General features: G+C 40.5%; 7 protein-coding genes. 5 read left to right on the top strand and 2 right to left on the bottom strand.

What is annotated here, in order from left to right; translation table 11 throughout:
• Positions 1 to 92: 92 nt before the first annotated feature.
• Positions 93 to 1187: an L-dopachrome tautomerase-related protein gene (locus ACWJJ4_RS15360; RefSeq protein ID WP_454021789.1), complete on the bottom strand. Its 1095-nt coding sequence runs from the start codon at positions 1185 to 1187 to the stop codon at positions 93 to 95.
• Between the two features lie 545 nt (positions 1188 to 1732).
• Between ACWJJ4_RS15360 and ACWJJ4_RS15355 the strand changes: the two genes are divergently transcribed.
• Both ACWJJ4_RS15355 and xynB read left to right on the top strand, forming a co-directional pair.
• Entirely contained in the window at positions 1733 to 3124 is a 1392-nt protein-coding gene (locus ACWJJ4_RS15355; protein WP_071391794.1) for an MFS transporter, read from the top strand.
• A 42-nt stretch (positions 3125 to 3166) separates the two neighbouring features.
• On the top strand, positions 3167 to 4768 hold the full coding sequence (xynB, locus tag ACWJJ4_RS15350) for a xylan 1,4-beta-xylosidase (protein ID WP_454021788.1): 1602 nt from the start codon (positions 3167 to 3169) through the stop codon (positions 4766 to 4768).
• Between the two features lie 162 nt (positions 4769 to 4930).
• On the opposite strand, the gene xylR is transcribed toward xynB, so the two are convergent.
• Positions 4931 to 6085 (bottom strand): transcriptional repressor XylR, encoded by a 1155-nt coding sequence (gene xylR / locus ACWJJ4_RS15345; protein ID WP_454021787.1) that lies wholly within the window; start codon positions 6083 to 6085, stop codon positions 4931 to 4933.
• A 262-nt stretch (positions 6086 to 6347) separates the two neighbouring features.
• Between xylR and xylA the strand changes: the two genes are divergently transcribed.
• From xylA to ppsA, 3 genes are all read left to right on the top strand, one after another.
• Entirely contained in the window at positions 6348 to 7685 is a 1338-nt protein-coding gene (xylA, locus tag ACWJJ4_RS15340; RefSeq protein ID WP_454021786.1) for a xylose isomerase, read from the top strand.
• Between the two features lie 133 nt (positions 7686 to 7818).
• Positions 7819 to 9318 carry a xylulokinase gene (gene xylB, locus ACWJJ4_RS15335; protein WP_326361196.1) on the top strand — a complete coding sequence of 500 codons (1500 nt, stop codon included), beginning with the start codon at positions 7819 to 7821 and terminating at the stop codon, positions 9316 to 9318.
• Positions 9319 to 9780: 462 nt separating this feature from the next.
• Positions 9781 to 12378 (top strand): phosphoenolpyruvate synthase, encoded by a 2598-nt coding sequence (gene ppsA, locus ACWJJ4_RS15330; protein ID WP_454021785.1) that lies wholly within the window; start codon positions 9781 to 9783, stop codon positions 12376 to 12378.
• Positions 12379 to 12637: the final 259 nt, after the last annotated feature.

The raw sequence follows: 12637 nt of genomic DNA, 5'->3' as shown, positions 1-12637 counted from the left end.
GGACACGTATTTATTGTAATCCCTTATTCGGTTTAGGATGAAGGCTACATGAAGCCAATTATGCTCTAAAATTGAACCGGCCATTTTTATTTTCAAAAAGCAGGAGCAGGAAATTCATCAATTTTGATACGAAGTAAACTATAAGGTTTCTGTCGTAAGTCTTCTCCATAATGAAATCTAGCCTGCCGATGTAATTGGTTCACGATGACGTATAAGTATCCATCCGGACCAATCGAAAAAGTATCCGGCCATAAAATTCTCGGATCATGTGCGATGGTTTCCATTGTGCCATTCGGCAGCATCTTTCGAATACTATTGTTCTCATAATCTCCGGCATAAACGGCTCCTTTTGCATCTGTAATCATTCCATCAGACGCGCCTTTTTCTCCCCAATACGCCACATGATAAAGTAAATCCATGTCCGATATATTTCTATCTCTCAGGGCTTCTGTTGAGATCGAAAACAGATGACGGCTGGTCAGTGGACAAAAAAATAATACCTTTCCGTCAGGAGAAATCGCAATACCGTCGGATGCCAGCCTAAATGGGGAAGTTGAACCATCCCTGTTACGATTCATCAAAATTTTACCTTCTACTTTCGGTACAAAAGAGGAATCCGGTGAAGTTGGATTTGCTCCATTTAACCGTCTAAATGCGTTTCCGGTTTCTAAATCAACGACGATAATAGCTCCTGGTCCTTTGGAAGAAGAATCCGTTATATAGGCATAACCTGCAGTTCCAACACGAAAATCAAATCGGACATCATTCAGGTAAGTTGTTGGAAGGACAACATCTTCTGTAAAGGTATAAACTCTTCTGATTGTATTGGTTTTTAAATCAACAGCGACTAATTTTGCCCCGCCTTTAATTGGTTCAGAAAAATTGGGCGCCGCTGTATCTAGTATCCAAAGCGTTCCTCTTCCATCAGCAACTACACTTTGGACACTGATGAAAGTCATTTTGATATTCTCAGGGTTAACCAAATTGGTTTGTAAATCAGGATAAGGCTGCAATTTATCCCCAATTATTTCCGCCACCGTAAATTTAACATCGTCTCCCCATTTCGGAAAACAAATGAAAATACGACCAGTTTCTGAAACAGTAACACCGGTAGGCATAGCTCCATAAAATGCAAAAACCAGTTCTAAATCACCAAAATATTTTTCAAAAGGCAGCATAGGTTTCATAATATCCTCCTCAACCAATTAAACGGGATATCACTTATATATGATTCGCATTTTTTCAAGTGCATGTTTCTTAATAAGTTTTACTAAACAAAAGATGATGGAAGTGCTTATCATTTAATAAATCAGTCAGGTGACACATGGGGTTTTTACGTAACGTCTGTCGAAGCAGCCGGCAATTACAACATGGTACGTCCTTTGGTCGGTTTTAAATTCTCTGAAAAAAGAGTTGAAAAAGCAGAAAAGATTTTATAATATGAAATCAAGTTAGTTTGTTCGATCAACAAACTAATAAAACCACTTTAATTGCTCATCATGTAAAGGTCTTAAATGGGAGGGGGATAAGAGGCTCGATTTAATTGGAGGTATATAAAAAGTGAAAGCCAAGCTTTTATTCTGTTCACTACGATGAAAATGCTCTGTGAAAGTAAACTGCTATCATTTTTTGAAAGCGCTTTTATAAAGACCTCACCGGCCGATAAAATTGAAGAAATGTTATACCATTTCATAATGTTCCTTATGTAAAGGATCGAAAAGGGGAGGAAATCGTGCTCAGTGAAAATGTAAAGAAGATCAGCATGGTTGAAAAAGTTGGATATGCGTCTGGAGATTTTGCATGTAATTTAATTTATGCAACAGTGTCTACTTATCTTTTGTTCTTCTATACAGATATATTTGGTTTACCGGCAGCAACAGCCGGTACGATGTTTTTAGTGGTTAGAATCATCGACGCTCTCGCTGATCCTTTTATCGGAACAATAGTTGACAGAACAAATAGCAGGTTTGGGCGCTTCAGACCGTATCTTTTATTCGGAGCTTTTCCATTTGTCATATTGGCAATACTCTGTTTTACAACCCCGGATTTTTCGGATATGGGGAAATTAATATATGCTTATATCACCTATGTCGGCTTGTCGCTTACATACACAATGATAAACGTGCCATATGGCGCGTTAACATCTGCAATGACCCGAAATAATCAAGAAGTTGTTAGTATAACGTCTGTCCGTATGTTATTTGCGAATCTTGGGGGACTTGTCGTTGCATTTTTTGTTCCCTTACTGGCTGCTTATTTAAGCGATACTTCCGGCAGCGAATCTCTTGGCTGGCAGCTAACCATGGGTATTATGGGAGTCATAGGCGGGTGCCTTTTAATCTTTTGTTTTAAAAGCACAAAAGAGCGTGTCACGCTTCAAAAATCTGAAGAAAAAATTAAATTATCGGATATATTTGAGCAATTTCGTGTTAATCGGCCTCTAGTTGTATTAAGTATTTTCTTTATTATTATTTTTGGAGTGAATTCAATCAGTAATTCGGTTGGCATCTATTACGTAACGTATAATTTAGAAAGAGCGGATTTAGTGAAGTGGTACGGTTTGTTGGGAAGTTTGCCTGCTTTGGTCATTTTACCGTTTATACCAAAGCTTCATCAATTATTAGGGAAGAAGAAATTACTAAATTATGCATTATTACTGAATATGATCGGCCTCTTAGCTTTACTGTTCGTTCCGTCAAGTAATATATTCCTGATCCTTTCCTTTCGATTGCTGGCCGCTGCCGGAAGTCTCACTGCCGGGGGATATATGTGGGCGCTTATTCCTGAAACAATCGAATATGGAGAGTATAAGACCGGGAAAAGAATGGGCGGTCTCATATACGCTATTATCGGATTTTTCTTTAAATTCGGCATGGCCTTGGGAGGGGTTGTACCGGGTTTGGTTTTAGATCAGTTTGGATATGTGGCAAATCAGGTGCAAACGCCGGAGGCATTGACGGGAATTTTAATTACAGCAACCATTATTCCCGTGTTCTTACTGGTTCTGGCCATGATTGATATTAATTTCTATAACTTAGATGAGAAAAAATATAAAAACATGGTGCGAGAATTAGAGAATAGAGACAAAGTTTATTTGGATCATATTGACGATTTCAAAGCTTAAAACATGATGAGTCAACAGAAAATAGCTGAGGAGGAGTTCAAAATGAAGATTATCAATCCAGTACTTAAAGGATTCAACCCCGATCCGAGTATTTGCAGGGTGGGAGAGGATTATTATATCGCTGTATCTACATTTGAGTGGTTTCCGGGAGTCCAGATACACCACTCAAAAGATTTAGTCAATTGGCACTTAGTTGCACATCCATTACAGAGAGTTTCGCAATTAGACATGAAAGGAAATCCTAATTCAGGCGGGGTCTGGGCACCATGTTTAAGTTACAGTGACGGAAAGTTTTGGCTGATCTATACGGATGTTAAGGTCGTAGATGGCGCCTGGAAAGATTGCCACAATTATTTAGTGACTTGTGACACGATTGATGGTGATTGGGGGGAGCCGATCACATTAAACAGCTCGGGGTTTGATGCTTCTTTGTTCCACGATACGGATGGGAAAAAATATTTATTAAATATGTTATGGGATCAGCGTATTGATCGGCACTCCTTTGGAGGCATTGTCATGCAGGAATATTCTGATAAGGAGCAAAAACTGATCGGTAAACCGAAAGTGATATTTAAAGGAACTGAAAGAAAGCTGACGGAAGCGCCGCATCTTTATCATATCGGGAACTATTATTATTTATTAACCGCAGAAGGAGGAACGCGGTTCGAACATGCTGCTACAATTGCCCGTTCTGCAAATATCGAGGGTCCATATGAAGTTCATCCCGATAACCCAATCTTAACGTCATGGCATGCGCCGGAAAACCCATTGCAAAAATGCGGGCATGCATCTATTGTTTACACACATACAGATGAGTGGTATTTAGCTCATTTAACGGGACGTCCCATTCATCCGGACGATGATTCAATTTTTCAGCAGAGAGGATATTGTCCTTTGGGCAGAGAAACAGCTATTCAAAAGCTCTATTGGAAAGATGGCTGGCCTTATGTAGAAGGCGGAAAAGAAGGGAGCTTGGAGGTGGATGCGCCTTCTATACCTGAAACCATATTTGAAGACACGTATCCGGAAGTTGATGAATTTGAGGATGCAGCATTAAATATTAATTTTCAAACGTTAAGAATCCCTTTTACGGAGAAATTAGGTTCATTAACTCAAGCGCCAAATCATTTACGATTATACGGCCATGAATCCTTAACTTCGACATTTACTCAGGCATTTGTAGCCAGACGCTGGCAAAGTCTCCATTTTGAAGCGGAAACGGCTGTTGCGTTTTATCCGGAAAATTTTCAGCAAGCCGCTGGTTTGGTGAACTATTACAATACAGAGAACTGGACGGCTCTTCAAGTCACGCATGATGAAGAACTTGGCCGTATTATTGAATTAACGATATGTGATAACTTTTCTTTTTCACAACCGTTAAAAAATAAAATTGTGATTCCTCGTGAAGTCAAGTACGTCTATTTAAAAGTGAATATTGAAAACGAAAAATATTATTATTTCTATTCATTTAATAAAGAAGATTGGTACAAAATTGATATTGCATTGGAATCGAAAAAATTATCAGAAGATTACATCCGCGGCGGGGGATTCTTTACAGGAGCTTTTGTAGGGATGCAATGCCAAGATACGAGCGGAAATCATATTCCGGCCGACTTCAGATATTTCCGTTATAAAGAAAAATGAATGTCCGCATGAAAAAGGAGCTTTCTATTTTGGAACTCCTTTTTCATATTAGAAAATGCCCGTGTGGAAAAACACGTCAGAAATGCTCCCATTCAGGATGAAAATAACAAAACAAAAAACCCATCTTTAAAGATGAGCGTAAAACATAGAAGTTTGTACATTTCAGTTATGAACCATGTCGAGAAAATGATCAATCACAATAGAGGACATTCCCAATGCCGGTGCGTTTTTTCCTAGGATAGATGGTAATAATTCATAGCTATTGTCTAGGTGGGAATAAACCCTGGACGATACTTCGCTTTTAATTGAATGTAAAACTATAGGATGCGATTCGATTATGCTGTTTCTTAAAATGATGGCTTGCGGATTAAATGTATTTAAAATATTGGTCAGGCCTATCCCTAAATAGAATCCAAAATTCTGTAATGCATGTAAAGTTCCAATATCATTCAGATGGGCGAGGTCTATGATATCTTGAGTGGACACTTTTTTCTCTTTCGTCTGAAGAGATGTTAATAAAGCCTTTTCGGAAGCATACAATTCCCAGCAGCCTCGGTTTCCGCAGCTGCATTTAGGACCATTAAAGTCTATTGTCATATGTCCCATTTCTCCAGAGAATCCGCTTACCCCTCTGTATAAATCATTGTTTATAATAACGCCGATTCCTATCCCTGTACCGATACTTGCATAAATCATGTTATCGTGATTTTTGGCAGCACCAAATACTTTTTCTCCATATGCGCCGGCATTTGCCTCATTTTCAATAAAAACGGGCACATTGAACTTCTTTTGGATGAAAGATTTTAAGTCAATATCTCTCCAGTTGGAGTTCGGAGCGAAAACAATTTTTTGATTTTTATCAATTAACCCGGGAACGCATATGCCTATACCAATAAGCCCGTACGGAGATTGCGGCATATTTGCAATAAAGTGAAGAATCATCTCAATTAAAATATCTTTAGTGATTTCTGGAGAATTGCATTCCAAATGGTGGTGTTGGTCAAGGACGATCGTCCCTTCAAGATCTGTTAAAATGCCATTAATATAATCCACGCCAACATCTATTCCTACGGAGTATCCTGCTTTTTTATTAAAAACAAGCATGACTGGTCTTCTGCCGCCGCTTGATTGTCCCTGACCTATTTCAAATACGAGGTTTTCTTTCATTAATGTGTTTACTTGTGACGAAACAGTTGATTTATTTAATCCGGTCATTTCAGATAATTTTGCTCTTGAAATAGGAGAATTCTTAAGTATTTCGTTTAGTAATAACTTTTGGTTAACTTTTTTGACAAAGGCTTGATCAGCGATATCCACTTCATCCACTCCATTTGTATAATCTTTAAATTAAGTTGAACGTTCTGTGTTATCGTGCGAAACGCAGTACATAGCGAATCCAACCTTTATTATATCTAATGTGTTCGTAAAAAACTAAAAAAATATTGAAAATACTGATGAGGTTATATAAGATGAAAATAAGTTAGTTTGTTTAGGCAACAAACTAATATATAACATGACATAAAAGCATCTGTATTCGAATGATCATGTTTAGAATTTATTTTTAAGGGGGAAATCACACATGGCTCACTCTCATTCCGGTTCAGTCGGCTATTTTGAAAGCGTAAACAAAGTGATTTACGAAGGGAAAGATTCCACTAATCCTTTGGCATTTAAATATTATAATCCTCAAGAAGTAATCGGCGGAAAGACAATGAAAGAGCATCTGCGGTTTTCTATTGCTTATTGGCATACATTTACCGCTGACGGCACAGACATGTTTGGCGCAGCTACGATGCAGAGACCGTGGGATCACTATAAAGGCATGGATCTGGCGAGAGCGAGGGTAGATGCAGCGTTTGAGATGTTTGAAAAACTGGATGCGCCATTTTTTGCTTTTCATGACCGGGATATCGCACCGGAAGGAAGTACGTTAAAAGAGACGAATCAAAATCTGGATATAATCGTGGACATGATAAAAGAGTACATGAGAACAAGCAGCGTTAAGCTATTATGGAATACTGCAAATATGTTCACGAATCCCCGTTTCGTCCATGGTGCCGCGACTTCTTGTAATGCAGATGTATTTGCGTATGCCGCAGCCCAAGTAAAAAAAGGATTAGAAACAGCAAAAGAGCTTGGCGCTGAGAACTATGTATTTTGGGGCGGACGTGAAGGGTACGAAACTTTGTTAAATACCGATTTAAAATTTGAGCTTGATAATATGGCCAGATTTATGCATATGGCAGTGGATTATGCGAAGGAAATCGGGTATACAGGGCAGTTTTTGATTGAACCAAAACCAAAAGAGCCGACCACCCATCAATATGATACGGACGCAGCAACAACCATTGCCTTTTTAAAGCAATGCGGCTTAGACAATCATTTTAAATTAAATCTCGAAGCCAATCATGCCACATTAGCCGGGCATACATTCGAACATGAATTACGCATGGCGAGAGTGCATGGCCTTCTTGGCTCTGTTGACGCGAATCAGGGTGATCCGCTTTTAGGCTGGGACACAGATGAATTTCCGACAGATTTATATTCTGCGACATTAGCAATGTACGAAATCCTGCAAAATGGCGGTCTTGGAAGCGGAGGATTAAACTTTGACGCAAAGGTCAGGAGATCTTCTTTTGAGCCTGATGATTTACTATATGCCCATGTTGCAGGGATGGATACATTTGCAAGAGGATTGAAAGCCGCACACAAGTTAATCGAAGATCGTGTGTTTGAAGATGTGATTCAACACCGTTACCGCAGCTTTACTGAAGGGATTGGCCTTGAAATTGCAGAAGGAAGAGCTGATTTCAAGACGCTTGAGCAATATGCGCTGAACAATCAGCCAATTAAAAACGAATCAGGGAGACAGGAACGGTTAAAAGCGATATTAAACCAATACATTTTACAGGTATAACAAATGAAAAAAGAAGTTCCAGATCCCGCTGTAAAAAGATGCAGGCAGCCAAGTTCCCAATTGCCCGTCATGAAGTTACTGTTATGGCGGGTCATTTCAATGGGGATCTATTTAGAGAGGAAGGAGTGAAAAAATGAAGTATGTCATTGGAATAGACCTTGGAACGAGTGCCGTTAAAACCATTTTAGTCAATCAAAACGGCAAGGTTTGTGCAGAAGCGTCCAAAAGTTATCCGCTCATCCAAGAGAAGGCGGGATATAGTGAGCAAAATCCTGAAGACTGGGTGCAGCAAACAATTGAAGCATTGGCTGAATTGATTTCGATATCCAACGTCCAATCTGGGGATATTGACGGGATTAGCTATTCAGGACAAATGCATGGGTTAGTACTGCTTGACCAAGATCGGCAGGTGCTGCGTCATGCGATTCTTTGGAATGATACCAGAACGACGCCTCAATGCAGCAGGATAACCGAGACATTTGGCGATCATCTGCTTGATATCACAAAAAATCGTGTCCTTGAAGGGTTTACATTACCTAAAATGTTATGGGTGAAGGAACATGAGCCTGAACTTTTTAACAAAACCGCTGTTTTTCTGCTTCCGAAAGACTATGTGAGATTCCGCATGACCGGCGCCGTTCACACCGAATACTCCGATGCGGCAGGAACGTTACTTTTACATATGACCCGCAAAGAGTGGAGCGATGAGATTTGCAATCAATTTGGTATTTCAGCAGAAATTTGTCCTCCGCTGGTTGAATCCCATGACTGTGTAGGATCGCTGCTTCCGAGCGTTGCGGCGAAGACAGGGCTGCTCGAAAAAACAAAAGTATACGCTGGGGGAGCAGATAATGCTTGCGGTGCTGTCGGAGCCGGTATTCTTTCTTCGGGAAAAACATTATGCAGTATCGGGACGTCAGGAGTCATACTTTCCTGTGAAGAAGACAAAGAAAGGGACTTTAAAGGGAAAGTGCACTTTTTTAATCATGGAAAGAAGGATTCTTTTTATACGATGGGAGTCACACTCGCTGCAGGGTACAGCTTGGACTGGTTTAAAAGAACGTTTGCGCCGAACGAATCGTTTGAACAATTATTGCAGGGCGTGGAATCTGTTCCGATAGGAGCAAATGGACTGCTGTACACTCCTTACTTGGTCGGTGAAAGAACGCCGCATGCTGATTCATCTATTCGGGGAAGCTTGATCGGAATGGACGGAGCCCATAAAAGAGAGCACTTTTTGAGGGCGATAATGGAAGGCATCACATTCTCTTTATATGAATCAATTGAGCTATTCCGCGAAGCGGGAAAATCAGTTGATACGGTTGTCTCTATTGGCGGGGGAGCTAAAAATGAAACGTGGCTTCAAATGCAGGCTGATATTTTCAATACGAGGGTGGTTAAGTTAGAAAATGAACAAGGTCCTGCCATGGGGGCTGCGATGTTAGCCGCCTTCGGAAGCGGGTGGTTTGACTCTCTTGAAGAATGTGCAGAGCAGTTCATTCATGAAGCAGCTGCATTTTATCCAAAAGAACAAAATGTTCAAAAATATAAAACATTATTCGAGTTGTATAAGAACATTTACGTTCACACAAAAGATCTCAATACAGCTTTAAAGAGCTTTCGACAAACCTAATTTTCAGGAGGTCAGTTGAGGGATATCAAAGCAACGGCAGCGCTAATGTAACTTCAAATGTGTTAGCTATTGAAGGAAACTGATAAGCATTCTTGTAAGTTGTGACTGCATCAGTCTAAACTCATATGACGATGAATTGAGAAGTATACACACAAAACATCCCCTCACATTGCGTGAGGGGGATGTTTTTTATTATTGAGATTTTCCTGTTTCTTGAATCCGTGGAGATAGCCTTTCTGCAATGGATTCGCAGGTATTACTCAACTTCAGGAGTTCCTTAGAAAATGAAGAAAGAACCTCGCCAAATTGGCCAGGTTCTTTTTATATTGCACAAAAACAGACACGGTGATATAATCAGAACACGCGCGCTTTCTGTGTGAAAAGTCATAGTTATCCATCTTATATTATGATTATATCATGCTGAAAAGCTCTTGTCAAATTTTTTTGAAGGGGAGATATAGAATGAGTTCTTTGGTTCTCGACATTCACGAAATTGAAAAAACACAGCCTTTGCTCGTTGGAGGAAAAGGGTTACATTTAGGGGAATTATCAAAAATTCAAGGAATACAAGTACCGGAAGGATTTTGTGTCACAACCGCAGGATATCGAAAAGCCATTGAACAAAACGAAACGTTACAAGCGCTGTTGGGTCAACTGACCATGCTGAAAGCGGAGAATCGGGATCAAATTGGTGAAGTCAGCAAAAAAATCCGGCAAACCATTATGGAAGCAGAAATTCCTTCAGATGTAGTCAAAGCAGTTGCTTGCTATCTCTCCCGATTCGGCGAAAAACATGCCTATGCCGTACGTTCCAGTGCGACAGCTGAGGATTTACCGCATGCCTCTTTTGCCGGTCAACAAGACACCTATTTAAATATTACCGGCCTCGATGCGATCTTGCAGTATATCAGTAAATGTTGGGCGTCCCTATTTACGGATCGCGCGGTCATTTACCGTATGCAAAATGGGTTTGATCACAGCCAAGTTTATTTATCTGTTATCATCCAAAGGATGGTGTTCCCCCAGGCTTCGGGGATTTTATTTACCGCTGATCCGATGACCGGAAACCGAAAGCTGCTGTCCATCGATGCCGGTTTTGGACTTGGTGAAGCACTGGTCTCCGGCTTAGTATCTGCCGACTGTTATAAAGTACAGGACGGGAAAATCGTCGATAAGAGAATAGAAACCAAAAAAAAGGCTATCTATGGACGAAAAGAAGGCGGAACGGAAACACAGGAGATTGATCTTGATCAGCAAAAGATTCAAACACTGACTGATGAACAAATTTTACAGCTGGCACGTATCGGGAGACAGATCGAAGCTCATTTCGGCCAGCCGCAAGATATCGAATGGTGTTTGGACCGCGATACTTTTTATATTGTCCAAAGTCGTCCGATCACAACGTTATACCCCGTTCCTGAAGCGAACGATCAAGAAAATCACGTCTATATCTCTGTCGGTCATCAGCAAATGATGACGGATCCCATAAAACCCCTTGGATTGTCTTTTTTTCTGTTAACGACTGCTGCACCTATGCGTAAAGCCGGCGGAAGGCTATTCGTTGATGTCACACATCAACTGGCATCTCCTAATGTCAGAGAAGTTTTCTTAAAAGGCATGGGGCAGCACGATCCGCTCTTAAAAGACGCACTTATGACCATAATAGAGCGAGATGATTTCATTAAGCCGATACATGATAAAACGGCGCCGATTCCCGGCAAAGGCAATGCAGATATGCCGGATCAAGCTGAAAACGATCCGGCAATTGTTTCTGATTTGATTAAGAGCAGTCAGGCATCGATAGAAGAGTTAAAACAAAACATCCAGACGAAATCAGGATCTGATTTATTCCGTTTTATTTTGGAAGATATCCAGGAATTAAAGGATATTTTATTTAATCCAAAAAGTTCGGTATTGATTCGAACTGCAATGGATGCTTCATCATGGATTAACGAAAAAATGAACGAGTGGTTAGGTGAAAAAAACGCAGCAGATACGCTTTCTCAATCTGTACCTCATAATATTACTTCAGAAATGGGGCTTGCGCTATTGGACGTCGCCGATGTGATCCGTCCTTATCCAGAAGTAATTGCCTATTTAGAGAATGTAAAAGATGATCACTTTTTGGATGGGCTGGTGAAGTTTGAAGGCGGGCGGGAAACCCATGACGCTATCTATGCTTATCTCAACAAGTACGGAATGCGATGTGCCGGAGAAATTGATATCACAAGAACTCGATGGAGCGAAAAACCAATTGCACTTGTCCCTATGATTCTTAATAATCTCAAAAACTTTGAGTCAAATGCCAGCCAGCGGAAATTTGAGCAAGGGCGGCAGGAGGCGTTGAAGAAAGAACAAGAGTTATTAGACCGATTGAAGCAATTACCGGATGGTGAACAAAAAGCCAGAGAAACTAAACGAATGATCCAAATCATCCGGAACTTCAGCGGGTTCAGAGAATATCCAAAATATGGCATGATCAGCCGCTACTTCGTTTATAAGCAGGCTTTACTGAAAGAAGCCGAACAACTCGCAAAAGCGGGGGTTATTCATGAAAAAGAAGACATATACTATCTCACTTTTGAAGAACTTCAGGAAGTCGTACGCACAAATAAATTGGATTACCAAATCATCAGCACACGAAAAGGCGAGTACAAAGTATATGAAAAACTATCTCCGCCGCGTGTTATCACGTCTGACGGTGAAATCGTTACAGGCGAGTACAAACGAGAAAATCTCCCGGCCGGAGCGATTGCAGGGCTGCCCGTTTCCTCGGGAGTCATAGAGGGCCGGGCACGGGTTATTTTAAACATGGAAGATGCCGATTTGGAAGATGGAGATATATTAGTTACCTCCTATACTGATCCCAGCTGGACACCATTGTTTGTATCCATAAAAGGCCTGGTTACTGAAGTTGGCGGACTGATGACCCATGGAGCGGTTATCGCGCGTGAATACGGCTTACCTGCAGTTGTTGGAGTTGAAAATGCAACCCAATTGATAAAAGATGGGCAGCGAATCCGCGTTCATGGAACAGAAGGCTCTATTGAAATATTATAATAGCGGGTGTGTGCATCGCGTCACCAGCTATTTCCCGCATTTTAACTGACAAAGACCGAACAATAAGAAAAGCCGGAACCTCTTAGAAGAGGAATCCGGTTTTTTTATGTGAAAATGATTTAATGTGTGAACACCGCATTTTGTGGGCGGACCCTTACAAAAAAGATTCAGTGACTAAATCTAACGATGACAATTTTATAAAGGTGAGTAATATCCTTTTTAAGTTCACAACCTCTGTAATCCTGATGAATTAAAAACG

The organism is Bacillus sp. JK62 (assembly GCF_053663455.1).
Note: the sequence above shows the minus strand (reverse complement) of the source record. Positions and strands in the feature narration are given on the sequence as shown.

Excerpts from the sequence above, each read along its gene's own strand:
- xylB (WP_326361196.1), top strand. The coding sequence starts at position 7,819 with ATGAAGTATGTCATTGGAATAGACCTTGGAACGAGTGCCGTTAAAACC.
- xylA (WP_454021786.1), top strand. The coding sequence starts at position 6,348 with ATGGCTCACTCTCATTCCGGTTCAGTCGGCTATTTTGAAAGCGTAAAC.
- xynB (WP_454021788.1), top strand. The coding sequence starts at position 3,167 with ATGAAGATTATCAATCCAGTACTTAAAGGATTCAACCCCGATCCGAGT.
- ppsA (WP_454021785.1), top strand. The coding sequence starts at position 9,781 with ATGAGTTCTTTGGTTCTCGACATTCACGAAATTGAAAAAACACAGCCT.
- ACWJJ4_RS15360 (WP_454021789.1), bottom strand. The coding sequence starts at position 1,187 with ATGAAACCTATGCTGCCTTTTGAAAAATATTTTGGTGATTTAGAACTG.